A 23,101-nucleotide genomic window follows, 5' to 3' on the forward strand; every position below is an offset into this window, starting at 1 on the left:
CGGCCCATGCCCAGCCGCACCTCAATTGAGGAGAATCCAATGACCCATCATGTGACATCCATGCTCGATACCTACCCGAAGGATCTTGGCGGGGTGGACAAGGAGAAACTTGCCGCCTGCATCGCAGCCTGCTTTGAATGTGCGCAGACCTGCACCGCCTGCGCCGATGCCTGCCTTAGTGAAGACATGGTCGCCGAGTTGACCAAGTGCATCCGGACCAACCTGGACTGCGCGGACATCTGCGCTGCCACCGGCAATGTCCTGTCCCGGCACACCGGGTATGACGCGAACATCACCCGCGCCCTCCTGGAGGCCTGCCGCACCGCGTGCAAAGGATGCGGTGATGAGTGTGAACAGCACGCCGGAATGCACGCGCACTGCCGGGTCTGCGCCGAGGCATGCCGCCGTTGCGAGACGGCTTGCCAGGACCTGCTGTCCTCGCTCGGTTAACCCAGCATCCACCCGCAAGAACGGCAATGCGGTGCGGCGACCACGCCCAAGCCGCTGAATCCGCTCCACCCTTCCCGTCCGGCCCTGCTGCCAGGCGGGGAGGGGCAGGGGCACTGAAAGGAATTCCCATGAGTGCACAGCAATATCCGGAAAGCCATCGCGAGGACGCGAAGGGACCCTCACAGCAGAAGGCCGGGCGTCAGGGGCAAGAACCGCGCGATACCGCCGGCCATGGCGGGAAGGGACATGGCGGAAGCGGCCATGGCTGGGCCCGGATGTATCTGAAGTTCGCTGCCATCCTGCTGGTCAGCCTCGGGCTGATGTGGGTGCTGTCGATGTCGATGATCCGCACGATCGATCACTTTTATTTCAACCTCAGCAATTTCTGGATGGCGCTGCTGATGGTGTCGGCGATGGCGATCGTCATGGTGGTTGGCATGTGGTCGATGTTTGCGAACAGGAAAGCGAACATTGCCATGCTGGTGGGTTTCGCAGTGCTCTTCGCAGGCGTTTTCGGACTGGGGCGGACGGAGACGTTCGTGGGCGATGAACAGTTCCTGAAGTCCATGATTCCGCATCACTCCCGCGCAATCCTGGTCTGCCAGGAATCAACCATCACTGATCCTGAGATCGTTGAGCTCTGCGATCAAATCGTGAAGTCCCAACAAGAAGAGATATCGCAGATGCAGTCGATCCTTGACCGGTACGGCTCCGACTGACGGCAAAGGCCCCCATGGCAAGGGACACGTCAGTTATTTGGTCCTCTCGGGCATGTGGCGGGTTTCGAAGGCTACGACCCCGACCTCTCCCTGGCCCGCCAGCTGCCCTACCTCCTGGAGCTGCGGATGCTGCACTTGAGCACAAGGAGTTGGACGTGCAACTGCGGCGAGCAGCTGTCACAGGCGCTGGTGCAACTCACCCACAAGCTCAAGAAGGACTTCCTGGGCAGCGGGGACGACCCACGGCAGGTCATGGCGGCCTACGCCGAAGCCCACGGGCACACGGTGGGTCAGCGCAACGGGAGGTAGGGTCTGTAGGCCTCAAGGGTTCCGTCCAGAACCGGGACCTGGAGTTCCTGGCTGTCAGGGCCAGCAGAAATGGTCAGTGTCACCCGGGACCCGGGGATGTCCTCAACCGATTCGAGTATGGCGGGGTTGGTATCGAACTCGTGGCTGGAATCGCCCTTGACGGCTACGCTCACCTTGTCATCAGGATCCGCGATTGTGACTTCCACCGGTTCCTGTGACCGGTTGAAAAGCGTACCCAACACCCGTCCAGGTTCGGATTCGGCCGCCGACACGACCAGGAGACTGCGGACCTCAATTCCGCCGACTTCCGCATTGACTCCATTGGCGATCGCATAGGTATCCTCCTCAGGTGCTCCGGAACAGGCGGCAAGCACGAGTGCAGCACATGCGGCGGTAAGTGCCCTTGCCGATCTTCCTGGACCGGCGCCTGATGTGGAATGCATTATGGCTCCTCTCTTTGTTATGGGCGGCTCTTTCAGGTTTGTGGCGTCTCCCCGTGCCCGTGTTGGAGGCTGTAGCCCTTGAGGAACCAGTGCGCCCCGCCAATCATCAGGAGGAAGCCGACGGCGCCGACAATGACGAGGTCGGTCGCAATCCCCACAATGACGACCGTGAATGCGGCTATGAGCGTCAGGACTCCCCAGGCCATCGCAGCGGCCTCCCTTTGTTTCCTTCCGGGCGCGCCGGCCTGCAGTCTCTGGTACAGGTCCGGATCGCTGGACGCCAGTTCCTGTTCAAGCTTTTCAAGGCGCCTGCGCTCTTCCTCGGACAATGCCATGACAACCCCTCAACAACCGTTCAAGTCCGGCCCCGGTGCATCAGCGGGGATAGTGCGGGTAACGGGGTACGAGTAGCCAGGGCTCCAATAGGGCGAAAAGCCGTAATATGCATGGTCCTGACGCTGAATCCGCGAATGTCCTCATTCTTGTCAGCGACGGTTTTGCCGGTATCTCCCAGCCTTACCAGCTCACCGCTTTGTGAATGTCCCATGCTTGTTTCCTTCCAGATTTCGTCCCCCTATGCGCCATCGGGCAGCGCCTGGATCATCGGATATCTTCCAGACCTCTGAGTAGTGGCGCGGGTTCTGCTGGGGCCTTCGCTTTCAACGCTAGGGAGTCCCTTGACGCCGATCAACGCATGTAATGGATGTGCAACGGGTTTCCAGTCGCGGTTACTCACCTGTTATCGCCCCGCGAAACGACTACCCAAAGCGTGTCAGTCCGGCCCTTGGTCGAAGCTGAACCCGCAGGCACAGCGGTAGGTCAGCACACTGCCGCACTCATTCCTGGCATTGGTTTCGGTGCCGGGAAGTGCAGGGTTCACGATGACCAGCCGCATTTCCTCGCCACAGTGGATATGTGAGGTCAGCATCCGGCGTACTTGAGGATCCTCCCGGAAACTCCCGCGTGCGGATTCCTGCAACCGTTCCTTCCGACGTGCCCGGCGGGCCACCCGGGGAACCTGAGGATGCGTCATTTGGACCCCTCCCTGTACTCAGCCAGCGAGGAGAGGAGTTCGGCGCAGGCGAGCTCTGCCCGCGAGCAGGCTTCCGCGCAGAGCTCGCAGTGCCGGCGGATCGAGGCCCGCCTGCCACACTCGTCAGCGCATGCAACACAGGCGGTGCGGCACGCTTCAAGCATTGCGCGTGCAGCCTCGGCGGTATCACCGGCATGCCTGGAAAGGATCTTGCCGGCGGCGGCGCAGATGTCGACGCAGTCGAGATTGGTGCGGATACATGTGGTGAGCTCGGCAGCCATGTCCTCGTTCAGGCAGGTGTCTGCGCAGGCGCTGCATGTTTGTGCGCATTCGTAGCAGGCCCGAATGCAGTCGGCGAGTTTGATCCTGTCGATGCTTGCGAGTGCCTTGGGGTGGCTGTCCAGCATGGATTGTCCATGTGTCATTGGTTTTCTTTCCGGTCTTAAGCGGCAGGGTGACGAAGATGAACGGCGAGCCGTTCTATGTCCTGCTGACGGAAAGCTTGATGACTGTGAGCGCTGGCAAGTCCGGCTCTGGAGGCGTTGGACCTTCCAACATCCCTTGCTCGGGCTGCTGGACGGTCAGGGAAGGGGGCTCTACAACGCCGGTCCGGATAGGGGCTGGTTCGCTGCGGGGGGCTTGGCGCCGCTCGCAGCAGTCCTTCTCCACTTCCTCAGGCAACGGCACGGCCGTGGCGACCTGTTCGCCTGCCGACTGCGCAGCAGCGTTGCTGGGAACGATGGCGTACCGGCTGCCGTAGGTGTAAGAGGCGGCTCCCGCCAGGAGAAGTCCCAAAAGGAGCCATAGAAAAACGCTTCGCAGCGAAACGGTGCGGCGAAGCATTTCCAGCGATGACCCGCTCAGCGCAGCCATACCCACTTCCTGGTAGATGTCATCCAAACAGCCTAGCCAGCAGCACTCCTGAAATGGTCACGCGACTATCACTTTTTAGCTTCAACTCAGAAATCGTGCTGCAGGTTCTCCACGTAGTCTGCCTGCTCCAACAGGCTCCGCTGTTCAGCGGCGGAAAAGCTGGCGGCTTGAATGGCACTGCGCAGGCGGAGCAGGTGTTCCCGGATCTCCCTTCGGTACCTGCCCTTCCGGTCGCACCACGTGAGTTCCTGCAGCAGAAGCAGAAGGCGGCCCGCAACGGCCGCGTCCGCCGCCCCATACTGCCGGATCTGGTTCATCGACATGTCCAAGAGGTCTTGGAGCCCGGGAAGCGCAATCACCACCCTCAGCTGCCCGTCGCCGTCGTTAAGGTGTTCTGATCCCAGGTTTCTCTGTGCCAGCCTGCCCAGGAGGGCTGAGAGGTGCCCGATCACGTGCACTGCAGTGGTGGGGTCGTTTATACCCGGGGATAATGCCCGTGCCGCCACGTCCACCAGCTGCCGGAATCCGAACCCCACGTCCTGGACATTCGTGCGCTCAAAGCCGGTGGCCACTGCGGCATTCACGGCTTCCGCAAGCTCTTCCCGGACTGACGGAGTGAACTCCGCTCCCGGCGATGCCGGCCAGGCGGTGGCAAAGGGAACACCCTCGACCAGGGAGCTGCCCGGCTCCCGGTCGACGCGTACCACAGCACCCGCTTCCCTTGCCGCCCTGACCAGCCCGTCCTTGTCCAAGGACGTCAGGAATCCCGAGCTTGAAGCATGGATACGGAAAAGACCGGGGGCTGTGGCTGGTTCAGGTCCCGGTCCAGGGCGGTCCTCGGGGAAAACGCGGTCTATGGTCTCCTGGGCTTCAAGGTTGACCCTGCGCATCATGGTTTCCACGCGGATCTCCCTGGTGAGGTGCGCCAGGAACAGCACCAGCCCGAGCACGCTTGCTATTGCCAGAACGAACGCGACGGTCACCGAAATTTCAGGTACGAACGCCGTACTTCCACTGCCTTCGCCGCGGACGGTGCGCAGGACGGTCAGCGCAAAAGCGAACGCCGCCAGAAACAGGGCAAGTGTGACGTGGACGAACCGGTCGGAGCTGAACGTCCGGAGCAGACGAGGCGAGAATTGGCTGCTGGCCAGCTGCAACGTCACCACGGTGAGCGAAAAGGTCAGCGAGGTCACCGTGATAAGGGAGCCTGAGATGGCCTGCAGGACTGACCTGGCCGCCTCCGGGCCGCCGCTGAAAAGGAAAACACTGATGCTTTCGGGCAATTGGCCGTCTACCGCGGCATCCAGCGCCGGCAGCGCTGTACCCAAGACCACTGCGAAAGCTACCGCCAAAGCCGGAAGTGGCCAAAGCTGCGTCCGCCAGAAGTCCGTCCACTGCGCTCCCCGCCCTGTCATCCGGAACAAACCGCTGGCGGCTCAGGTGCTTTACTCATTGTTCCTACCCTCCACGAGGGTTGCACCCCTCCCCGTTCTCGACCTGGCCGAACTGGAATTACTAAGCGTACTGTCAAGTAGCTACCGTTGTCCGTCGAAGCAGTTTCACATTCCCAGTTCCGAAGGAGGCACCGGCGTGATGAGGGCCGATTTATGACAGAACCCGAACGCAGCCCGGTCCACGGCATCCCTTCCAACGGCGGCGATGGCCTTCGACAGGCAGAAGTATTGGCCCGCCGGCTGGATAAACCGATGGGCATCCTGGGCGTTATTTTCCTCTTTGTGGTGCTCGGCCAACTGATTGCAACGGAACCGTCAATGATGGCCGTCTTCGCCGTTGCGGGCTGGGTGTTCTGGGCAGTTTTCGTGGCCGAATTCCTGTTGCGCGCATACATAGCGGGCTTTAGCCGGGACTTTTGGCAGCGGAACTGGTGGCAGGTCATCTTCCTGCTCGTGCCGTTCCTCAGGTTCTTCCGGGCCCTGCAGGCACTCAGGCTGGTCCGTATCGCCAGGCTGGCACGCTATGGGTCCATCCTGTCAGCCGGAGTGCGGGGCTCCCGTTCCGCGGGCAGGCTCTTGAGCAGCCGCATCGGCTGGCTCACCGCGGTCACAGCCGTGGTCATCCTGGCCTCAAGCCAGCTTCTGTACGCCACCGGGGAGCACACCTTCTACGCCGAAGCCCTCTTCGAGTCAGCCATGGCAGCCATCACGGGCAGCGGGATCACGGGTACCAGCATCCTCTCCCGCGTCATCCAGGTCCTCCTGGCCGTCTACTCCGTGGCCGTGTTTGCCACGCTTGCGGGCACTTTGGGCGCCTACTTTCTCAGGCAAAAGGACTAAGCCGCCCGGACTCTGGCGTGCTCGGCACGGCCCGCGCTAGCCGTGGCTGGGCTCACCGGTGATGCGGTGGTCCGCGTGGTTGATGGTTTCCCGGATGAGCCGCACCAGGTGCCCGTCGTGAAGTGAGTAGATCACGTGCCGGCCATCCTTGCGCGTGTCCACCAGCCCGCTCAGGCGGAGTTTTGCCAGGTGCTGGCTGACCACCGTCCGGGGCACCGAGGCTGCGGCGGTGAGCTCCGTGACGGTCTTCGGGCCTTCGGACAGTTGCCACAACAGGTGCAGGCGTGTGGGTTCGGCGAGCATCCGCAGAGTTGCCGAGGCTGTTTCCAGCAGTTCCGGACCTGGGATTACCGGATGGATCAGGGAGGGGGCGTCAGGCGCGGGGCGGGACTGTTCGAGTGGCTCGCTGCTCACTGCGCTGCTCCTCCCCTGCCGCTCCTGCCGGTCCCCCGCCGTCGTGCCGCGGCCAGGACAGGAATGCTCCTGCGCTGCCTATTATCGCAATAAATGCCAGCGCCGCCGCTGCCCATCCCAGACCCGCCGTGGCGCCCATCCACCCGGCCAGCGGGTACGCCAGCAGGTAGCAGGCATGCGAGAGGGAAAACTGGGCCGTAAACACGTACGGCCGGGTCTCTTCGGTGGATGCCTCCCGCAGCAGCCTCGACGACGGCGTGAGGATGGTGGCGTTTGACGCACCCATTAGGAACCACAGCAGGAGCAGAAGCGGCCACCCGCCGTCGGCCTCCCTAAAGGACAGTGCGGCCGCCGCGGTCAGGAGGACCGGGATGGCGGCGGCTCCGCTGAGCATCACGGCCCGGTCCCCGAACCTCTCCAGGACCCGCGGTGCGGACAGTGCCACCACCATTGATCCCACTCCGAAGCAGGCCAGGGCAAGGGCCAGGTCGGTGTCCGGCCGCTGCAGGACGTCACGGACGTACACCACGGTGTTCACCAGGACCAGTGCGGTGGGCGCCGCCACCACGAGGTTCAGCGCCAGCAGGGACCGAAGCCGGCGGTTGAGCCAGAAGATGCGCGTGCCGAGGGTTGTCCGGTGCCACAGTGAGGCCTGCGGACCAGGCGCCGCCGGCACCGGCGGCAGGGCACTGATGGCAACCATCAGGGCGGAGAACAGGAACCCGGCCACGGTGCCCAGGAACAGGTTGTTGTAGGTCATGACGGTCAGCAGCAACGCGGCCAGGGCAGGACTGGCCAGGGCTTCCATGTCATAGGCGAGGCGGGACAGGGACAACGCCCGGGTGTACTCCCGCTCGTCCGGCAGGACGATTGGGATCAGCGACTGGAACGCCGGCGTGAACGTGGCGGATGCCGACTGGAGCAGGAAGATCACGACGTAGATCTGCCAGGCCTCCGTGATGAACGGGAGGGACAGGGCCATCGCCGCACGCACCAGGTCGGCGGCAATCAGGACGCGCTTTTTGGGCCAGCGGGCCACCAGCGCATTGATCACCGGAGCCAGGCAAACGTAAGCCACCATCTTGATAGTCAGGGCGGTACCCAGGACCGCGCCCGCGTTGCTTCCGGCGAGCTCGTAGGCCAGCAGCCCGAGCGCCACGGTCAGGAGGCCGGTTCCGATCAGCGCGACAACCTGCGCGCCAAACAGCCTTCGATACGTGGCGTTTCCCAGAACCGCCAGCATTCTCCAACTCCTTAGCGTGCATAGGTGCATAGATGTGCACTTATAGTACGCCGGCCGGAGGTGGCCGGAAACTGCCGGATCTGAAGATCGGGGAGGTAAGTACCGGGCTGGGGAGTTTCGAGTACTTCCTACGCATGTGCCCGCGCGGACAGCAACCGTACCCTCGTAGGCAGGTGACCCCTCGGGATTTGCTGGGCCGGGGGTAACAGCGGACAGGCCGCACCCCTGGCCTGTTTTCCGCCTCGACCGCCGCCTCCTTGGCCCCTGTGATGACACTTGCAGGTGCGGTTCCCCATTACGGCGAGCTCATGACCAAATCAGCACCCCCCTCTTCGCGTGACCGTGCCCCGGTCTTTTTCGATCCCACCGGCAACCGCTGGCAGCGGGTGATGGGCCTCCTGCTGGCCTTCGTGCTGCTGCTGGTCCTGTCCGTCGTCGGGATCCTTCCTGCCGCGACGGCACCCGTAGGCGCCGCCTCGCAAAACCAGGAAGCCGAGTATCCGCGGGAGCTGCTGGCCAAGCAGGACCTGGAAAACATCCCCAGAATAGGCGCCGACAAGGGCGCCGCCACGTTCCACCGGGTTGCCCTGGTGGAGAAAAGGGACGGCAAGACCCTGCTCAAGGATCCTTTCAGCGACACGGTCTGGCGGGAAGCCACCGTGGATGAGGTCCCGCTGATCAAGGACAGCCCCTACGTGGTGGAGGCCTATGGCAGGCCCCCGGACCGGACGCTCATGCTCACGTTCGACGACGGCCCGGACCCCACCTTCACCCCGCAGGTCCTGGACCTGCTCTCGCGTGAGGGGGTCCCGTCAACGTTCTTCACGGTGGGGGACAACATCGTCAAGAACCCCGATCTCTACCGGCGGATAGTCCGGGAAGGGCACATGGTGGGCAACCACTCCGAATCGCACATCGATTTCTGGGCCCATGACGACACCTTCAACCGCCAGCAGATCATCGGGGTGGACCGCATCATGCGCGCCATCAACAACTATGAATCGCGGCTCTTCCGGATTCCCACCGGCGACCCGGAAAACAACACGCTTGCCCTCCTCCTGTCCCAGCAGCTGGGATACCTCCACGTCAGCTTCGACCTGGACACGCTGGACTGGGCACACGGGCCGGACGAAACCATCGCCGTGCCCGAACTCAACGGCGGGGGCCACATCGTCCTCATCCACGACGGCGGCGGGGACCGCACGGCCACCATCGAGATGCTGAAGAAGTTCATTCCCCAGGCCAAAGCCCAGGGCTACACCTTCACCACCCTCCAGCCCGTCCTGCCGCCCGAGTTCGTGCCGAAGCACGACGTGCCGGCCAGCGTCGAGGACAACGCCACCCTGGCGGCAATGACCGCGTACCTGGTCACCCCCAACGTGGTGCTCACCTGGCTGTTCTGGTTCGGCATCGGGTCCCTGACCATCCTGACGTTCCTGTTCGTCATCCTGGCCCTGGTCAACAACGCGCGGCAAAAGAAACGCCAATGGGACACGATCGAGGACCATGAGTGGCCTTTCGTGAGCGTGGTCCTGCCGGTCTTCAATGAGGAACTCGTGGTGGCTAAGACACTGGATGCCCTCAGGGCCAGTGACTATCCGCTCCTGGAAGTGGTGGCGGTCAACGACGGCTCAACGGACGGCACACTGGCCGTCCTGACCGAATACGCCAAGTCCTGGCCGGCGCTGCGGGTCATTGACCAGCCCAACGGCGGTAAGCCGGCCGCCAGCAACCGCGGCATCAACGAGTCCTGGGGCTCGATCGTTGTCACGCTGGACGGCGACACCCTGTTCGAGCCGCAGACCATCAAGATGTTCGCCCGGCACTTCCTGGCACCGCGGAACGGGAAGGAAGTGGGGGCCGTGGCCGGCCATGTCAAAGTGGGCAACCGCCGCAACCTCCTCACCGCCTGGCAAAGCCTGGAGTACCTGTCCGGGATCTGTGTCACCCGGATGGCGGAGGGCCTGATGGGCGCCATCTCCATTGTTCCGGGAGCCTGTGCGGCCTGGCGCCGCGACGCACTGGTCCGGGCGGGAGGCTATCCGCATGACACCCTGGCCGAGGACGCGGACCTCACGCTCTCACTGCAGCAGCTGGGGTACAGCATCGTGCAGGAAAACGAGGCCGTGGCCTGGACCGAGGCGCCCATGACCCTCCGCGGCCTGTTCAGGCAGCGGCTCCGCTGGACCTACGGCAACATCCAGACCCTCTACAAGCACCGCCGCATGCTCTTCAACCCGAAGTACGGTGCACTCGGCATGCTCACCATGCCGTACGCACTGATCTCCGTGCTTGTCCCGCTGATCTTCATGCCGCTGACCATCCTTGTGGCCGTCATCAGCCTGTCCCACGGCGAATGGCAGGCGATCGCCCTCTTCTCCGCCTTCGTGGCCGCAACCCACATGCTCATCTCGATTGTGGCGGTACTGATGGTGCGTGAGAGCCTCCTGCACCTGCTGATGGTGCCCATCTACAGGCTCATCTACGAGCCCCTGCGCGCCTACGTGGTCTTCGGATCCGCGCTTCAGGCCCTGCGGGGCAGGGCGGTGGGCTGGTACAGGCCGGAGCGCACCAACAGCGTGGACCTCGCGGCCATCCCCGGACAGATGACCCACCTCACCCCAAGTTCCACATGACGGGGAACTTGGAGGTGCAGTGGCCGGCATCCTGATCGCGCTGGCAGTGGCGGTCCTCGTGCCGATCCTCAGCGCCGTATGGTCGCGGCGGAGAGGCCACGCCGAAGCTGCACATTCCCTGGTGTTCGGGCTCCTGATCGCGGGGGCTGCCGCGGCGTCGTTCTACTTCGCCCTGACACTGGCGAGGCCGGCTGTAAGCGGAGTGCCGGACCTGCTCTTCATCCTGCTGAAAATCTTCCTGTATGCAGCCGGAGTGTTCGGCCTGATGGCCGGGGCCGCCATCTTGTGGGAGTCCTACAAGGAGTCCCGAAAGGCGCAGGACGGATCCTGAACGGGAGGGTGGGGCATGGTTAGGATGGAAGTGTTAGCCACCGGCGCGATCCGGTGGAAACCAACCGTAGGGGAGAAACACCATGGGTTTGGATGACAAGATCGAGAACACGGCCGAGAAGCTGGGCGGCAAGGGCAAGGAAGCAGCCGGCGAAGCAACCGGTGACGAGAGCCTGAAGGCCGAAGGCCAGACTGACCAGGCCAAGGGCGACCTGAAGCAGGCCGGCGAAAAGGTCAAGGACGCCTTCAAGAAGGACTAGTTCCTGCGCAAGCACGAAGGGTGCGGCTCCACCGGAGCCGCACCCTTCGTGCTTAATCACTTTTGCTGAATCAGGCGCTCGTCATGTCCTGGACTTCGCCCACCAGTTCTTCGATGATGTCCTCCAGGAAGAGGACGCCGGTGGTGTTGCCGTGGGCGTCGAACACACGGGCCACATGGGCTCCGGTGCGGCGCATCGTGGCCAGCGCATCCTCAAGCTCACCGCCGCTGAACGCCGAGGCGAGGCGGCGGATGCGTTTGGCAGGAACTGGCATGGTGAACTTCTCTGCCGTGGTCAGGTCCATCACATCCTTCAGGTGCAAGTATCCGGAAGGGACGCCATCGTCATCGGTGAGGATGTAACGGGAGTAGCCGTGTTCGGCCACCGCCCGCTGGATGTCCGCCGGTGTTGCGGAGGCGGGCAGGAGCACCATCTCGGAAATGGGCACCTCGACGTCCTCCACGGTCTTGGCCGTGAACTCGAACGCTGCGCTCAGGGTTCCGGTGGTATCCGTCAACATGCCGTCCCGGGTGGACTGCTCCACGATGTTCGCCACCTCATCCAGGGTGTAGGCGCTGGTGGCCTCATCCTTCGGTTCCACCTTGAACAGGCGCAGGATGGAGTTTGCGATGCCGTTCAGCGTCCAGATCACCGGTTTGAAGATCCGCGCGACCATCACCAGCGGCGGGGCGAGGATCAGCGCCGCGCGGGTGGGGACGGAGAACGAGATGTTCTTGGGGACCATCTCGCCCAGGACCACGTGCAGGAAGGTCACCAGCAACAGTGCAACGACAAAGGCTATGATGCTGATCGCCTCATAGGACAGGGACGTCAGGCCGAGCGGGATCTCCAGCAGGTGGTGGATGGCTGGTTCGGAGACGTTCAGGATCACCAGCGAGCAGACGGTGATGCCCAGCTGGCTCGTGGCCAGCATCAGAGTGGCATGCTCCATGGCCCACAGTGTGGTCTTCGCGGCTTTGCTGCCGGCCTCGGCCTTGGGCTCGATCTGGGAGCGGCGGGCGGAGATCACGGCGAACTCGGCGCCCACGAAGAAGGCGTTGACCACCAGGAGCACCACCAGCCAGATGATGCCGGGCAGGTATTCACTCATGGGTCAGCTCCGAGGTGAGGTTGTCGATGATGCGGTCATGGGGGCTTTTGGGCGGTTCCTGCGATTCGTCCGGAGTGTAGCGGATCCGCTCCACATGGGTGCCCAAGACGCGTTCCACCCGGAACGTTCCGCCGTCGATCTGCACTTCATCGCCCAGCTCCGGGATGCGGTCCAGCCGGTCTGTGACGAAGCCGGCAATGGTGTCGTAGTCCTCGTCGTCCGGGACAGTGATACCGGTCCGGTCCAGCAGCTCATCCGGCCGCAGGGAGGCGTCGAACGTGATGGACCTGCCAACGCGGACCACGCCGACGCGCGCCCGGTCGTGCTCGTCCTCGAGTTCGCCCACAATCTCTTCCACGAGGTCCTCGAGCGTGACGATTCCGGCGGTGCCTCCGTGCTCGTCCGACACTATTGCAACCTGCAGGCCCTGTTTGCGCAGCAGCACCAGGAGCGTGTCCACGCCCATGGACTCGGGCACCCTGAGGGGCTCCATCATCAGTTCCGAAGCGGTGATGCGGGCGCGGTCCGCCAGGTCCACCGCGAAAGCCTGCTTGACGTGCAGAACTCCCAGGACGTCGTCGCGGTCCTCGCCGATGACGGGAAACCGGGAGTAGCCGGTGGCGGTGGCCAGGGCGATGATCTCTTCGGCCGTGTCATCGGCGTTGACCGCGGTCATCCGAACTCGCGGTGTCAGGACATCGGCGGCGGAGTGTGCCGAGAACCGCAGGGTGCGGTGCAACAGCACTGCATGATCCGCGTCCAGGAGGCCTTCGAGCGCGGAACGCCGCACCAGCGAGCTGAGTTCCTCGGCGCTGCGGGCGCCGGAAAGCTCTTCCTTCGGCTCAATGCCAAACGAGCGGATGATCGCATTCGCGGTGTTGTTGAACAGCAGGATCACAGGCTTGAACACGGCCGTAAAGAGGGCCTGGAACGGCACCACCACCTTGGCCGTTGCCAGGGGCAGCGCCAGGGCAAAATTCTTCGGGACCAGCTCGCCAATCACCATCGAGAAGATGGTGGCAAGAAAAATACCGACGATGGAACCCACCGCCGGCACGGCGCCTTCAGGAAGTCCGGCGGCCAGCAAAGGGCCGCTAAGCATCCGGCTGATAGCAGGCTCGAACGTGTAACCGGTAAGCAGCGTAGTGATGGTGATGCCGAGCTGCGCGCCGGAAAGGTGCGTCGAGGTGATCTTGAGGGCCTTGATGGTGGGCCCAAGCCGCTTTTCGCCGCGCGACTGGCGGGCTTCGAGGTCTCCGCGGTCAAGGTTGACCAGCGCGAACTCCGAAGCAACAAAGAAACCGGTACCAACCGTCAGGACAAGGCCAATACCGAGCATGATCCATTCATACATTCGGGCGCCCCTCTCCCGTGGTGGCCGGTGAACCGGTCAGAAGGTGGAGGGGCCTGGGCATATGTGAAGGAGGGTCATCCATAATGCACTCGATTCTATCGGCCCGGCACCAGCCTGCCCCCGCGTGTACGCCGAGAGCAGATGCCTGGCCTTACGGGACCCACACCGTGCAGTTGACCGCGTCCGCCACCACGTCCGCCAGATAGCCGGTGCGGTGCAGCACCTCCAGCTGCCGGGATGAGCCCGTGCCGGCGTAGAGCAGGTCGTCCACCAGCTCCTCCACCCGTGCCAGGTCCCCGGCGTCCTCCAGCGCTTCCCGGACATAGCCCAGGAGGGAATTGACGACGGCGAGCGCCTGGGTGGGGCGCGACGTGTGCGGGTCAAGGAGGTCCCCGCGCAGTCCCCACCGGCTGGCCTTCCATCCCGCCAGCCGCAGCAGTTCGGTGGGTACGGCCGGCGGCGGGACGCCCTCCCGCCATTCCCGGGCGGCGGTTTCCACGAGGCTGCGGGCCAGGCCGGCCAGCAGGACGGTGTTCTGCGGCCGAAGGCAGACGTCCGCGATCCTGATCTCCACGGTGGGATAGTGCCGGGACAGCCGGGCGTCGAAGTAGATCATCCCCTCGTCCATTGCCACGCCAGTGCTCACCATGTCATGCACCAGCTGGTGGTACGCCTCGGGCGTGCCCAGGATTTCCAGCGGGCCGGCGGAGGGCCAGCGGTTCCAGACCTGTGAGCGGTAGCTGGCGTAGCCGGTGTCCTCGCCGTGCCAGAACGGGGAGTTGGCGCTGAGGGCGATCATCACGGGCAGCCAGATCCTGATCCGGTCCAGTACCCCCACGGCCTCTTCCGCCGATTCCACCGACACATGGATGTGGCAGCCGCAGGTCAGCTGCTCCCTGGCCGTGAGCCCGTACTCCTCCGTCATGGCCGCGAAGCGCCGCAGCTGGGCCGGGTGCGGATCACAGGGAAGCGGCGAAGTGCCCAGCGCGGCAACCCTCACCCCCACCTCGCGGGCCGCGGAATCCGCGAGGGAGCGGCCCGCGATGATGTCCGCCTCCAGGGTTGCCATGGCGGAATGCGGAGGAGTGACCACCTCGATCATCTCCTGCTGGAACTCAGCGGTGAGGAAGGGGCCGACGGCGGCACTCGGGTCGGGCGCGCCGGCCGGCCGGTGCCCCTCCAGGAGCGCACCGGCCAGGGGCACGGCTTCCCCGGTGTCCGGGTCCACCAGGAGCAGCTCCTCCTCGACGCCGAACGTCCGGACACCCTGCCCGCTGCTGCCGGTGCCGTCACTGCCTGGGGTGCCCACCGCCGTCATCCCTTGTCATTCCATCCGGGGAGGCACTGCTACCGGGGCTGGGCGGGGTTGGTGGGAACGCCCTGCGACGGCGGATTCACGGGCGGGCCGGGAACGCTGGCGGGCTGCTGGGCAGCAGGCCGGCCGGTGTTCACTTCCGGCGTGCTGGGCGCCTGGGGGCCGCTTGGCACGGCACCGCCCTGCAGGTCGTGGAGCCTCTTTTCGAGGATCTGCAGGATGGGCAGCCGGTTCCCGTGCGCCTTCTCGTACGTGATCAGCTGCGCCACGTCCGCCTCCTCCAGCCCGGAAATCCGGGAGGGCAGGGTGCCCACGGGCAGGTGGTCGTAGTCGGGCAGCGGCAGGTCCTTGTGCAGGGGTGCTTCACTCATGGTTTCAAGCTCCTTACTTCAGTGCGGTCAAGAGGGCGTCGCATGCCTGTTCGCAGCGCCGGCACGCTTCTGCGCAAACCTGGCAATGGTCGTGCATGCCGGCATGCTTTTCGCATTCCTCGGCGCAGACCCTGCAGGCAACGCGGCAGGCCTCCAGCTGCGCGCGGGTCACCTCTGCGTTGTAGCCGGTCTGGCGGGACAGCAGGTTTCCTGTTGTGGCGCAGATGTCCGCGCAGTCCAGGTCGGTGCGGATGCACTTGACCAGGTCTGCCACCATGTCCTCGCCCAGGCAGGCGTCGGCGCAGCCCGTACAGGTCTGGGCGCATTCGAAGCAGGCACTGATGCAGTCGGCGAGCTTCGTGACATCCACGTCGATGAGGTCCTTGGGGTAAGCGTCGATCATGGACCGTATATGGGTCATTATTGTTCTCCTTCTTCCCTTGGTTCAGCACGAATACTAAGTACGCTTATTTGTTTCACGGTACCCGCGGGGCCACGCACGATACAAGGGGATAGGTGGTTCCTTCAGGAAGCCGACCTGCTGTACATCACCTCCCTCGGCAGGTACTGTCAGAGGTGTGACGGGAGTCATCCCGAACCTCCCCGGCCCCCTGCACAGGTCACTGGGAGCAGCTGCTGGAGTAAACCGGCAGCACATGATGCAGAAGCGGAACGGGCCACCAATGGCAACCTCGCACTTCCAGCAGTTCCTTGACCAAGCAACAGTTTTCGATCCTTCCAGCGACGGCGCCCTCGGGCCGGACTGCCTGTACGGGCTGTACATCAGCTGGGCTGAACTCCACGGGCTGCAACCCAAGTCCGATCAGGCGTTCCGCGCGGGCATGCACCGTTGCGGCATCGACGTCAGGGACGCGAAACTCCGGATGACCGGCCCCGCCGCGGCCGACTACATCCTCTGCAGCTACCCGGCCGTGGCCTGATGTCCCTCCACTGGGGCGGCTTTCGCGCCAAGACAGCTTTCCGGCCCGAACCGCTGATATGCGGGCAGTGCAGGAACGATGAGTTCCTGGAATTCACCTCCATCGACTCCCTGCCGGGGAACACCAGGTCTGTTGTGGAGGTGAGTTACAGGTGCCAGCGCTGCGGCTCCGTCCGCACCCAGCCGGCGGACGTGACGGAGGTGGCCAGGATCCTCAACCGTCCCGGAAACACGCCGAACGTCCTGGCCTTTGGCGGGCACTACATCCATTGCGGCCAACCCATGACCAGTGCCGGCGCGGAGATGCGCAGCATCCATGGCACCTACCGCGGCGGAAACCTGCCGGACGCGCTCGGCGTGTACCTGGCAACGCGGGTGCTGCGCTGCGAGTGCGGCTTTCAGATGGAAATTCCGGACCAGTACCGAAGCGGGGGGGTTGGACGGCGAAGGGCAGGATGGCGGCCAGGACGGGAGGGCAGCCGGGTGAACTACCTGTCCCTGGATGACCTCACCGCATCGGTGGCCCGTATCCGCGGCCTGCTGCTCACGCAGGAGAAGGTGGAAAACGCCGTGAAGCTGCTGGCGCAGGCCATCAAGGAATCCATGCCCGGTTCCCCCGGCACCGGTGTTTCGCTCCTGGACCCTGAGGGCAGGCGGACCAGCAGCGGCTTCACCGATTCCCTGGTGGAAAAGGCAGACGCCGCCCAGTACGAGCTGGGCGAAGGCCCCTGCCTGACGGCGTGGGCTGCCGAAGAAGTGGTGGTCATTGCGGACGTCCATTCCGATGGCCGATGGCCGCTCTGGGCTGCAGCTGTGGCAGCACTACCGGTCCGGTCGGTGGTCAGCGCGCCGCTGCTGGCCGGAAAGGATTCCATCGGAGCCCTGAAGATCTACTCCGCCTTCCCCGGGCAGTATGACGACGACGCGGGCCGCACCCTGTCCCTGTTCGCCGGGACGGCTGCCACGCTCCTGGCCCACATCCAGGGTACGGAGTCCCCGCTGCGGATGACGGAGGAGCTCAAGGCCACGCTGGCCAGCAGGGACATCATCAACCGCGCCTGCGGAGTGTTGATGGAACGCCGCGGCATCAGCCACGACGAAGCCCTGCAACTGATGATCAACGAGGCTCGGGCGGAAGGCGTCCCCTTGGTCAGGATCGGCGAAAAGCTGGTCACCAAGGTGCCGCCCGCCGAAAGGTAGGGCGGACATGGGCTTTGATCCGCACGAACCCGAGCAGCGGAACCGGCTTGGCGCCACGATGACCGACGCCGACATCACCGTGGGCGGGTTGTGGCTGCGGTACTTCGGGATGGGCGGCTCCGCCGGCGAGTATGAGGTCAACGCCTACCTCCAAGGCCTGATCTCCCTTCCTGTCCCCCAGCGCGACCTCCTTGCCATGGCAGCCAACGAACTGGTGGACGAGAGCCCCGAAGTCATCACGGGCGAAAAGCACCCGCTGCTGGCCCCGTACGCCGACCAGCTCAACGGACCGGCCCAGCTCAACGGACCGGCATCCGGGGACGGACCCGAGCGGGCCTGAACGGGACGGACGACGGCGGGAGGCGCCGCCGTCGTCCGTCACCCCGCCTGCGTCAAGCTTCGTCCGGCAGGCTCCGCGGGTCAGGCCTCGAAGTGGGTGGTGACCGTGGAGTCTGCGCTGACCGAGGCCACCACGGTGGCCGCGACGTCATGAAGTTTGATGTTCCGGCTGCTTGATGCGCTCTTGAGGATGGCCATGGCGGTTTCCTGGCTGCAGCGGCTCTGGCCCATGATGGCGCCGGCGGCCAGGTCGATGACGGTCCGGGACGCCAGGGCTGCCGAGAGATCGTTCCGGCTGTCGGTCAACTGGGCGATGCGCAGCGCCAGCCGCAGTGACCTGCTCGCGTGCTGCGCAAACCCCTCAGCCAACCGGATGGATTCGCCGGAAAAGCCGTACGGCCTCGAACAGTAGAGGTTCAGGGCCGCCTTGGCCCCGCCTTCCGCCAGGAACGGAACGGCAAGGACGGAGCGGACCTCCCGCGGGTTCGCGGCCGCAAGGTATTTCCGCCACCGCTGCTCTGCCGCCAGGTCCGGGACGTGGACGGTGATTTCCTCCTGGAGTGCGGTCAGGCAGGGCCCCTCGTTGAAGCGGTACTGCACCTCGTCCATGGCCCTGGCCCGGGCGTCACTGCTGGCTACTGTGGAGGGGCGTTTGTGCCGCACGAGCGTGACCCCGCAGGAAACCGCCTGGTTGCGCAGGGACAACTGGCCCGCGGCGAGGACCGCGAGTTCGTGGAGGAACTCCTCCACATGGGAACTGGTGAGGACCAGGTCGTCGAGGGCCTCTCTAGCGGCATCCCTGGTTTTTTCGTCGGCCATTGCGGCTTCATTCCTGGAAGTGCCCGTTGCCCGTCCTTTTCCGTGGGACCGGGCCGGAACCGCCTATCACCGGCGGTTCTTTAAGCCTACTCCGGTGTGGAGGTGCGGGACCCACTTGCCCATCCCCCGGTTATCCGCCCCACCAGATGCCGACTACACCAGGCAAGGCGCTGGTCCTGCGTCCCGAACAGCTGAAAGTGACCTGGGACCACGGCGCCATGCCCGCCAAATGCGGCGTCCTCATCTTCGCCCCGTACTTCCACCGCGACAGCCGCCGGCTCCCGGCTGTCCCCGGACCGCCCCCTCCCCGGAACGCTTGACAGCTTCTCGCTCCGCTTCACCCCTTCCGCCCGCTGACGCCCGGGGCGGTTACGGGTGCGGGCGGTTACGGGTGCGGGCGGGCCACGGCGTGGGGTACGACGGCGAAACGGCGGTTGTCGAGGACCGGCACCTGCCGGCGCACGCGGGTGAGCCGCTCCCGGCTGAGGTCCGCGACGATGAGTCCGGCTTCTTCTCCGGCGTTCGCCACCACCACCCCGGCAGGGTCCACGGCCATGGAGTAGCCGGTGGCCAGCGGCCCGGTCTGGTTGGCGGCCAGGACGTAGGCCGTGTTTTCGATGGCCCTGGCCTTGAGCAGCGTGCTCCAGTGGTCTTCCTTGCCCGGGCCGCGGATCCACATCGCCGGCACCAGCAGGACGTCCGCTCCCGCGTCGATGGCAGCCCGGGCGCTTTCCGGGAAGCGGAGGTCGTAACAGGTGAACGCGCCAAAGCCGAAGCCGCCCAGGCTGAACACCATCGGCTCCCCCGGAACTCCAGCTGCTATTCCTTCGCTTTCCCGGTAGCCGAAGGCGTCGTACAGGTGGACTTTGCGGTATAGCCCCACGATTCCGCCGCGGCTGTCCAATGCCACCAAAGTATTGTGCGGCAGGCCGTCCGGGCTCTTCTCATAGGTCCCCACCACCACGGCGATCCCGTACTGCCCCGCAAAGCCGGCCACCGCGGTCACGAAAGGTCCGTCGAGGTCCTCCGCCACGGCGGCAATGGCCCTGGAACCCCCGCTGGTTCCGAACAGGCTGGACTCCGGGAGCACCACCAGGTCCGCACCCGCCCTCGCCGCTGCCTCCACCAGCCGGCCCGCCGCCGTCGTATTTTCACCCTTGTCCGTTCCCGCACTGAACTGCCCGACTGCCACCCGCATGACCGTTTTCCTCCCTTCCCTTCAGCATCCTCCCCGCGCTAGGGTTGGCACACAAGCCTCCTGCCGAAAGGCGGAGGTGCGGGCTCATGCAGCGGGCCTCTGGAACGTTCCGGAGGGATTTTTTGTGGCCACGACTCGAAACTTCCCCAGACGGCGGGCAGCACTACCCGCAGTCCTCGCCCTCCTGCTGGCAACCACCTCCTGCAGTGCGGAAGTCCAGCGCGGCTGGCTTCCCGGCGAGCGCGACACCACGGACAACACCACACTGATCACGGATCTCTGGGTCAACTCGTGGATCGCTGCCCTCATTATCGGGATCATCACGTGGGGGCTCATGATCTGGGTGATCGTTGCCTACCGCCGCCGGAAGAACACCGTGGGTTTTCCGGCACAGATGAGCTACAACCTGCCGCTGGAAGTCTTCTACCTCTCTGTTCCGCTGATGATCATCGGTGTCCTGTTCGTCTTCACCGACCGGGACCAGCGCGCCATTGACGAGCGCTTCCCGGCCCCGGACGTGGTGATCGACGTGCGGGGCAAGCAGTGGTCCTGGGACTTCAACTACGTCAAGGAGGACGTCCACGAGGATCCCGGCCAGCAGGCCCGCCTGACCGGCGACTGGGGCACGCCGGAGCGGCTGCCCACCCTGTACCTGCCGGTGGACAAGAAGGTGGAGATCCAGGTGAACTCCCGCGACGTCCAGCACTCGTTTTGGGTGGTGGAGTTCCTGCAGAAACGGGACATGTACCCCGGCGAAAACCAGTACAACCGCTACATCAGCATCACCCCCACCCGCACGGGCCAGTTCACGGGCAAGTGCGCGGAACTCTGCGGGGAGTACCACTCCGAGATGCTCTTCAACGTCCGGGTGGTAACGCAGCAGGAGTACGACAGCCACATTTCCGAGCTTCGGGCCCGCGGCAATACGGGCATCCTCGGTGACGAATACGACAGGGCCCCCGGACGGCCCGCACTGGAACCGGCGCAGCAAAGGACGGAACCATAATGACCACCACCGGCCAGAACCTGGGCGCCACCAGTGCAACGGCAGCTCCGTCCACAGTCAGGCGGCCCAAGGGCAGCATCGTGGTCAGCTGGATCACGTCCACTGACCACAAGACCATCGGCTACATGTACCTGATTTCATCCTTCGTGTTCTTCTGCCTGGCCGGGGTGATGGCGCTGCTCATCCGGGCGGAGCTCTTTGAACCCGGCATGCAGATCCTGCAGACGAAGGAGCAGTACAACCAGCTGTTCACCATGCACGGCACCATGATGCTGCTGATGTTCGCCACCCCGCTGTTCGCCGGGTTCGCAAACGTGATCATGCCGCTGCAGATCGGCGCGCCGGACGTTGCCTTCCCGCGCCTGAATGCACTCGCGTTCTGGTTCTTCCTTTTCGGCTCCACCATTGCGGTGTCCGGCTTCATCACCCCGCAGGGCGCCGCATCCTTCGGCTGGTTCGCGTACACCCCGCTGTCCAACACCACCTTCACCCCCGGTGTGGGCGGTGACCTGTGGGTGTTCGGCCTGGCACTGTCCGGCTTCGGAACCATCCTGGGCGCGGTCAACTTCATCACCACGATCATCTGCATGCGCGCCCCCGGGCTCACCATGTGGCGGATGCCGATCTTCACGTGGAACACCCTGGTGACCGGCATCCTGGTCCTGATGGCCTTCCCGCCCCTGGCGGCCGCGCTGTTCGCGCTCGGCGCCGACAGGAAGTTCGGCGCCCACATCTTCGATCCGGCCAACGGCGGTGCCATCCTGTGGCAGCACCTGTTCTGGTTCTTCGGCCATCCAGAGGTGTACATCATCGCGCTGCCGTTCTTCGGCATCGTCTCCGAGATCTTCCCGGTGTTCAGCCGCAAGCCCCTGTTCGGCTACAAGGGCATTGTGTACGCCACGATCGCCATCGGCGCGCTGTCCGTGACGGTCTGGGCCCACCACATGTACGTCACCGGCGCCGTGTTCCTGCCGTTCTTCGCCTTCATGACCATGCTGATCGCGGTGCCTACCGGCGTGAAGTTCTTCAACTGGATCGGCACCATGTGGGGTGGTTCGCTCACCTTCGAAACCCCGATGCTGTGGAGCATCGGCTTCCTGGCTACATTCCTCTTCGGCGGCCTGACCGGCATTATCCTGGCGTCCCCGCCCATGGACTTCCACGTCTCGGACACGTACTTTGTGGTGGCGCACTTCCACTACGTGGTGTTCGGCACCGTGGTGTTCGCAATGTTCGCGGGGTTCTACTTCTGGTGGCCCAAGTTCACCGGGACCATGCTGAACGAGCGCCTGGGCAAAATCCACTTCTGGCTGCTCTTCCTGGGCTTCCATGCCACGTTCCTGATCCAGCACTGGCTGGGCGTCCTGGGCATGCCCCGCCGGTATGCGGACTACATGCCCGAGGACGCCTTCACCCCGATGAACCAGCTATCCACCATCGGTTCGTACCTGCTGGGCATCTCCCTGATCCCCTTCCTCTGGAACGTCTACATCACGTGGCGGACCGGGAAGAAGGTCACCGTGGATGATCCGTGGGGCTTCGGAGCCTCGCTGGAGTGGGCAACGTCCTGCCCGCCACCGCGGCACAACTTCACCTCGCTGCCCCGGATCCGTTCGGAGCGGCCTGCCCTGGACCTGCACCACCCCGAGCTCAGCGTCCGCCTGCACCCGCCGGTCCACGGCCCGGCTGCCGACGTCCTGGGCGCTGCGGACATCGGCGAGCGCGACGTCCGCAGCCCCGACCCCAACAAGTAGCAGCACCACGGCTCGGTTTGGGGCTAGGCCGGGCTCACGATGAGGTAGCGCTCGTCCGTGATCTCCCGGCCCCAGAGGTCCGGCGCCGTCAGCAGGGTCAAGGTGGCCTCCCGGCGGTGGCGGCGCACCAGCTCCAGGCAGCGTTCGGCGGGAATCCCGGCACCTGTCCCCCACAGGCCTTCCACGAAGACCATGCTGCCGGCGGGGCGAAGCAGCCGGGCCCAGTGTCCGACGGCGGCATCCGGGTCCGGGAGGGCCCACAACACGTGACGGGCCAGCACCACGTCGAAGGAAGCCGGGGGCAGCGGGGGCAACGATGCGTCCCCCACCACGAACTCCGCTGCGATCCCGCCACGTGCGGCCTTTGCGCGGGCAATGTCCACCATTTTTCCGGACAGGTCCACCCCCTGCACCCGGTGTCCTGCCCCGCCCAGCAGCAGGGACAGGGTGCCCGTGCCGCAACCAAGATCGGCAACGGCGCTGCCGGGCCGCGGAATCAGCGGGAGCAGCAGCGCCTCCCAGGCCTGCCGGACCACGGGATCGGCCAGCCCGTGGTCCGCTTCCTCGTCAAAACTTTCGGCCTGGGCGTCCCAGTACTCCCTCACGTCATCGGTCATGCGGACCAGTCTTGCAGTTGCGACGCGCAGATTCGCTGGCGCACCGGAAATCCGCGGTGCGCCAGCGAATCTG

General features: G+C 64.8%; 29 protein-coding genes. 13 read left to right on the forward strand and 16 right to left on the reverse strand.

The features are described 5' to 3' along the window. Positions 1-39 precede the first annotated feature (39 nt). From ASPHE3_RS15385 to ASPHE3_RS15395, 3 genes are all read left to right on the forward strand, one after another. Positions 40-450: a four-helix bundle copper-binding protein gene (locus ASPHE3_RS15385; RefSeq protein WP_041652263.1), complete on the forward strand. Its 411-nt coding sequence runs from the start codon at positions 40-42 to the stop codon at positions 448-450. A 128-nt stretch (positions 451-578) separates the two neighbouring features. Then, a complete protein-coding gene (locus ASPHE3_RS15390; protein ID WP_013602116.1) occupies positions 579-1,169 on the forward strand; it encodes a DUF305 domain-containing protein in 591 nt (196 codons plus the stop codon). Positions 1,170-1,223: 54 nt separating this feature from the next. Continuing rightward, a complete protein-coding gene (locus ASPHE3_RS15395; protein ID WP_013602117.1) occupies positions 1,224-1,478 on the forward strand; it encodes a hypothetical protein in 255 nt (84 codons plus the stop codon). Here ASPHE3_RS15395 and ASPHE3_RS15400 read toward each other — a convergent pair. From ASPHE3_RS15400 to ASPHE3_RS15420, 6 genes are all read right to left on the reverse strand, one after another. After that, positions 1,460-1,921: a hypothetical protein gene (locus ASPHE3_RS15400; RefSeq protein WP_141000598.1), complete on the reverse strand. Its 462-nt coding sequence runs from the start codon at positions 1,919-1,921 to the stop codon at positions 1,460-1,462. The genes ASPHE3_RS15395 and ASPHE3_RS15400 overlap by 19 nt on opposite strands. Before the next feature lie 32 nt (positions 1,922-1,953). Continuing rightward, on the reverse strand, positions 1,954-2,256 hold the full coding sequence (locus ASPHE3_RS15405) for a DUF3040 domain-containing protein (protein ID WP_013602119.1): 303 nt from the start codon (positions 2,254-2,256) through the stop codon (positions 1,954-1,956). A 437-nt stretch (positions 2,257-2,693) separates the two neighbouring features. Further along, positions 2,694-2,849, reverse strand: a complete 156-nt coding sequence (locus ASPHE3_RS22315; RefSeq protein WP_013602120.1) for a hypothetical protein — start codon at positions 2,847-2,849, stop codon at positions 2,694-2,696. Positions 2,850-2,950: 101 nt separating this feature from the next. Then, complete coding sequence (locus tag ASPHE3_RS15410) at positions 2,951-3,379, reverse strand: four-helix bundle copper-binding protein (protein ID WP_041652265.1); 429 nt, start codon at positions 3,377-3,379, stop codon at positions 2,951-2,953. Positions 3,380-3,434: 55 nt separating this feature from the next. Then, positions 3,435-3,827, reverse strand: a complete 393-nt coding sequence (locus tag ASPHE3_RS15415) for a hypothetical protein (RefSeq protein ID WP_013602122.1) — start codon at positions 3,825-3,827, stop codon at positions 3,435-3,437. Positions 3,828-3,913: 86 nt separating this feature from the next. Beyond that, on the reverse strand, positions 3,914-5,242 hold the full coding sequence (locus tag ASPHE3_RS15420) for a DUF2254 domain-containing protein (RefSeq protein ID WP_013602123.1): 1,329 nt from the start codon (positions 5,240-5,242) through the stop codon (positions 3,914-3,916). A 192-nt stretch (positions 5,243-5,434) separates the two neighbouring features. On the opposite strand from ASPHE3_RS15420, the gene ASPHE3_RS15425 reads away from it, so the two are divergent. Further along, on the forward strand, positions 5,435-6,121 hold the full coding sequence (locus ASPHE3_RS15425) for a hypothetical protein (RefSeq protein ID WP_141000597.1): 687 nt from the start codon (positions 5,435-5,437) through the stop codon (positions 6,119-6,121). Between the two features lie 36 nt (positions 6,122-6,157). Here ASPHE3_RS15425 and ASPHE3_RS15430 read toward each other — a convergent pair whose 3' ends face one another. After that, entirely contained in the window at positions 6,158-6,535 is a 378-nt protein-coding gene (locus tag ASPHE3_RS15430) for an ArsR/SmtB family transcription factor (protein WP_013602125.1), read from the reverse strand. Next, positions 6,495-7,778, reverse strand: coding sequence for an MFS transporter (locus ASPHE3_RS15435; protein WP_013602126.1), 1,284 nt, complete (start codon positions 7,776-7,778; stop codon positions 6,495-6,497). The genes ASPHE3_RS15430 and ASPHE3_RS15435 overlap by 41 nt, the downstream gene beginning before the upstream one ends. Before the next feature lie 308 nt (positions 7,779-8,086). Between ASPHE3_RS15435 and ASPHE3_RS15440 the strand changes: the two genes are divergently transcribed. The 3 genes from ASPHE3_RS15440 (at position 8,087) to ASPHE3_RS15450 (ending at position 11,004) form a co-directional block, all read left to right on the forward strand. Beyond that, positions 8,087-10,414 (forward strand): bifunctional polysaccharide deacetylase/glycosyltransferase family 2 protein, encoded by a 2,328-nt coding sequence (locus tag ASPHE3_RS15440; protein ID WP_217259036.1) that lies wholly within the window; start codon positions 8,087-8,089, stop codon positions 10,412-10,414. A gap of 19 nt (positions 10,415-10,433) precedes the next feature. Beyond that, positions 10,434-10,745: a hypothetical protein gene (locus tag ASPHE3_RS15445; protein ID WP_013602128.1), complete on the forward strand. Its 312-nt coding sequence runs from the start codon at positions 10,434-10,436 to the stop codon at positions 10,743-10,745. A gap of 82 nt (positions 10,746-10,827) precedes the next feature. After that, the gene (locus ASPHE3_RS15450) at positions 10,828-11,004 is read left to right on the forward strand and encodes a CsbD family protein (RefSeq protein ID WP_013602129.1); all 177 of its coding nucleotides are present in this window, start codon (positions 10,828-10,830) and stop codon (positions 11,002-11,004) included. Between the two features lie 70 nt (positions 11,005-11,074). Here the strand turns inward: ASPHE3_RS15450 and ASPHE3_RS15455 are convergent, their stop codons facing one another. The 5 genes from ASPHE3_RS15455 to ASPHE3_RS15475 all read right to left on the reverse strand — a co-directional run bounded on the left by ASPHE3_RS15455 (position 11,075) and on the right by ASPHE3_RS15475 (position 15,576). Then, positions 11,075-12,115: a hemolysin family protein gene (locus ASPHE3_RS15455; RefSeq protein ID WP_013602130.1), complete on the reverse strand. Its 1,041-nt coding sequence runs from the start codon at positions 12,113-12,115 to the stop codon at positions 11,075-11,077. Further along, positions 12,108-13,469, reverse strand: a complete 1,362-nt coding sequence (locus tag ASPHE3_RS15460; protein ID WP_013602131.1) for a hemolysin family protein — start codon at positions 13,467-13,469, stop codon at positions 12,108-12,110. The genes ASPHE3_RS15455 and ASPHE3_RS15460 overlap by 8 nt, the downstream gene beginning before the upstream one ends. 151 nt (positions 13,470-13,620) lie before the next feature. Next, the gene (locus ASPHE3_RS15465) at positions 13,621-14,787 is read right to left on the reverse strand and encodes a carboxylate-amine ligase (RefSeq protein ID WP_013602132.1); all 1,167 of its coding nucleotides are present in this window, start codon (positions 14,785-14,787) and stop codon (positions 13,621-13,623) included. A gap of 29 nt (positions 14,788-14,816) precedes the next feature. Further along, complete coding sequence (locus tag ASPHE3_RS15470) at positions 14,817-15,155, reverse strand: hypothetical protein (RefSeq protein ID WP_013602133.1); 339 nt, start codon at positions 15,153-15,155, stop codon at positions 14,817-14,819. A 13-nt stretch (positions 15,156-15,168) separates the two neighbouring features. After that, on the reverse strand, positions 15,169-15,576 hold the full coding sequence (locus ASPHE3_RS15475) for a four-helix bundle copper-binding protein (RefSeq protein ID WP_013602134.1): 408 nt from the start codon (positions 15,574-15,576) through the stop codon (positions 15,169-15,171). A 157-nt stretch (positions 15,577-15,733) separates the two neighbouring features. On the opposite strand from ASPHE3_RS15475, the gene ASPHE3_RS15480 reads away from it, so the two are divergent. Genes ASPHE3_RS15480 through ASPHE3_RS15490 form a run of 3 tightly spaced genes read left to right on the forward strand, consistent with a single transcriptional unit; the run spans position 15,734 to position 17,635 of the window. Next, complete coding sequence (locus ASPHE3_RS15480) at positions 15,734-16,096, forward strand: hypothetical protein (RefSeq protein WP_254362900.1); 363 nt, start codon at positions 15,734-15,736, stop codon at positions 16,094-16,096. Next, the gene (locus ASPHE3_RS15485; protein WP_013602136.1) at positions 16,096-17,295 is read left to right on the forward strand and encodes a GAF and ANTAR domain-containing protein; all 1,200 of its coding nucleotides are present in this window, start codon (positions 16,096-16,098) and stop codon (positions 17,293-17,295) included. The genes ASPHE3_RS15480 and ASPHE3_RS15485 overlap by 1 nt, the downstream gene beginning before the upstream one ends. Before the next feature lie 7 nt (positions 17,296-17,302). Further along, positions 17,303-17,635, forward strand: a complete 333-nt coding sequence (locus ASPHE3_RS15490; protein ID WP_013602137.1) for a hypothetical protein — start codon at positions 17,303-17,305, stop codon at positions 17,633-17,635. An 80-nt stretch (positions 17,636-17,715) separates the two neighbouring features. Here the strand turns inward: ASPHE3_RS15490 and ASPHE3_RS15495 are convergent, their stop codons facing one another. Continuing rightward, positions 17,716-18,453 (reverse strand): GAF and ANTAR domain-containing protein, encoded by a 738-nt coding sequence (locus ASPHE3_RS15495; RefSeq protein ID WP_013602138.1) that lies wholly within the window; start codon positions 18,451-18,453, stop codon positions 17,716-17,718. A 146-nt stretch (positions 18,454-18,599) separates the two neighbouring features. Here ASPHE3_RS15495 and ASPHE3_RS22320 point away from each other — a divergent pair, with 146 nt between their 5' ends. Continuing rightward, positions 18,600-18,773 (forward strand): hypothetical protein, encoded by a 174-nt coding sequence (locus tag ASPHE3_RS22320; protein ID WP_167536985.1) that lies wholly within the window; start codon positions 18,600-18,602, stop codon positions 18,771-18,773. Between the two features lie 65 nt (positions 18,774-18,838). Here the strand turns inward: ASPHE3_RS22320 and ASPHE3_RS15500 are convergent, their stop codons facing one another. After that, on the reverse strand, positions 18,839-19,651 hold the full coding sequence (locus ASPHE3_RS15500; protein WP_013602139.1) for a carbon-nitrogen hydrolase family protein: 813 nt from the start codon (positions 19,649-19,651) through the stop codon (positions 18,839-18,841). A gap of 124 nt (positions 19,652-19,775) precedes the next feature. Here ASPHE3_RS15500 and ctaC point away from each other — a divergent pair, with 124 nt between their 5' ends. Further along, a complete protein-coding gene (gene ctaC / locus ASPHE3_RS15505) occupies positions 19,776-20,657 on the forward strand; it encodes an aa3-type cytochrome oxidase subunit II (protein ID WP_246084603.1) in 882 nt (293 codons plus the stop codon). Next, entirely contained in the window at positions 20,657-22,411 is a 1,755-nt protein-coding gene (gene ctaD / locus ASPHE3_RS15510) for an aa3-type cytochrome oxidase subunit I (protein WP_013602141.1), read from the forward strand. The genes ctaC and ctaD overlap by 1 nt, the downstream gene beginning before the upstream one ends. A 23-nt stretch (positions 22,412-22,434) precedes the next feature. Here ctaD and ASPHE3_RS15515 read toward each other — a convergent pair whose 3' ends face one another. Further along, positions 22,435-23,028, reverse strand: coding sequence for a class I SAM-dependent methyltransferase (locus ASPHE3_RS15515; RefSeq protein WP_013602142.1), 594 nt, complete (start codon positions 23,026-23,028; stop codon positions 22,435-22,437). Positions 23,029-23,101 lie beyond the last annotated feature (73 nt).

It is taken from the genome of Pseudarthrobacter phenanthrenivorans Sphe3 (assembly GCF_000189535.1).
In the GTDB taxonomy this organism is placed as follows: Bacteria; Actinomycetota; Actinomycetes; order Actinomycetales; family Micrococcaceae; genus Arthrobacter; species Arthrobacter phenanthrenivorans.

What these genes read in the sequence shown, in the direction of transcription:
- ASPHE3_RS15495 (WP_013602138.1), bottom strand. Translation starts at nt 18,453, where the DNA reads ATGGCCGACGAAAAAACCAGGGATGCCGCTAGAGAGGCCCTCGACGAC.
- ASPHE3_RS22320 (WP_167536985.1), top strand. Translation starts at nt 18,600, where the DNA reads ATGCCGACTACACCAGGCAAGGCGCTGGTCCTGCGTCCCGAACAGCTG.
- ASPHE3_RS15410 (WP_041652265.1), bottom strand. Translation starts at nt 3,379, where the DNA reads ATGACACATGGACAATCCATGCTGGACAGCCACCCCAAGGCACTCGCA.
- ctaD (WP_013602141.1), top strand. Translation starts at nt 20,657, where the DNA reads ATGACCACCACCGGCCAGAACCTGGGCGCCACCAGTGCAACGGCAGCT.
- ASPHE3_RS15440 (WP_217259036.1), top strand. Translation starts at nt 8,087, where the DNA reads ATGACCAAATCAGCACCCCCCTCTTCGCGTGACCGTGCCCCGGTCTTT.
- ASPHE3_RS15400 (WP_141000598.1), bottom strand. Translation starts at nt 1,921, where the DNA reads ATGCATTCCACATCAGGCGCCGGTCCAGGAAGATCGGCAAGGGCACTT.
- ASPHE3_RS15415 (WP_013602122.1), bottom strand. Translation starts at nt 3,827, where the DNA reads ATGGCTGCGCTGAGCGGGTCATCGCTGGAAATGCTTCGCCGCACCGTT.
- ASPHE3_RS15405 (WP_013602119.1), bottom strand. Translation starts at nt 2,256, where the DNA reads ATGGCATTGTCCGAGGAAGAGCGCAGGCGCCTTGAAAAGCTTGAACAG.
- ASPHE3_RS15435 (WP_013602126.1), bottom strand. Translation starts at nt 7,778, where the DNA reads ATGCTGGCGGTTCTGGGAAACGCCACGTATCGAAGGCTGTTTGGCGCG.
- ASPHE3_RS15515 (WP_013602142.1), bottom strand. Translation starts at nt 23,028, where the DNA reads ATGACCGATGACGTGAGGGAGTACTGGGACGCCCAGGCCGAAAGTTTT.
- ASPHE3_RS15425 (WP_141000597.1), top strand. Translation starts at nt 5,435, where the DNA reads ATGACAGAACCCGAACGCAGCCCGGTCCACGGCATCCCTTCCAACGGC.
- ASPHE3_RS15500 (WP_013602139.1), bottom strand. Translation starts at nt 19,651, where the DNA reads ATGCGGGTGGCAGTCGGGCAGTTCAGTGCGGGAACGGACAAGGGTGAA.
- ASPHE3_RS15460 (WP_013602131.1), bottom strand. Translation starts at nt 13,469, where the DNA reads ATGTATGAATGGATCATGCTCGGTATTGGCCTTGTCCTGACGGTTGGT.
- ASPHE3_RS15420 (WP_013602123.1), bottom strand. Translation starts at nt 5,242, where the DNA reads ATGACAGGGCGGGGAGCGCAGTGGACGGACTTCTGGCGGACGCAGCTT.
- ASPHE3_RS15465 (WP_013602132.1), bottom strand. Translation starts at nt 14,787, where the DNA reads ATGACGGCGGTGGGCACCCCAGGCAGTGACGGCACCGGCAGCAGCGGG.
- ASPHE3_RS15455 (WP_013602130.1), bottom strand. Translation starts at nt 12,115, where the DNA reads ATGAGTGAATACCTGCCCGGCATCATCTGGCTGGTGGTGCTCCTGGTG.
- ASPHE3_RS15390 (WP_013602116.1), top strand. Translation starts at nt 579, where the DNA reads ATGAGTGCACAGCAATATCCGGAAAGCCATCGCGAGGACGCGAAGGGA.
- ASPHE3_RS22315 (WP_013602120.1), bottom strand. Translation starts at nt 2,849, where the DNA reads ATGCTGACCTCACATATCCACTGTGGCGAGGAAATGCGGCTGGTCATC.
- ASPHE3_RS15450 (WP_013602129.1), top strand. Translation starts at nt 10,828, where the DNA reads ATGGGTTTGGATGACAAGATCGAGAACACGGCCGAGAAGCTGGGCGGC.
- ASPHE3_RS15385 (WP_041652263.1), top strand. Translation starts at nt 40, where the DNA reads ATGACCCATCATGTGACATCCATGCTCGATACCTACCCGAAGGATCTT.
- ASPHE3_RS15485 (WP_013602136.1), top strand. Translation starts at nt 16,096, where the DNA reads ATGTCCCTCCACTGGGGCGGCTTTCGCGCCAAGACAGCTTTCCGGCCC.
- ASPHE3_RS15470 (WP_013602133.1), bottom strand. Translation starts at nt 15,155, where the DNA reads ATGAGTGAAGCACCCCTGCACAAGGACCTGCCGCTGCCCGACTACGAC.
- ASPHE3_RS15475 (WP_013602134.1), bottom strand. Translation starts at nt 15,576, where the DNA reads ATGACCCATATACGGTCCATGATCGACGCTTACCCCAAGGACCTCATC.
- ASPHE3_RS15490 (WP_013602137.1), top strand. Translation starts at nt 17,303, where the DNA reads ATGGGCTTTGATCCGCACGAACCCGAGCAGCGGAACCGGCTTGGCGCC.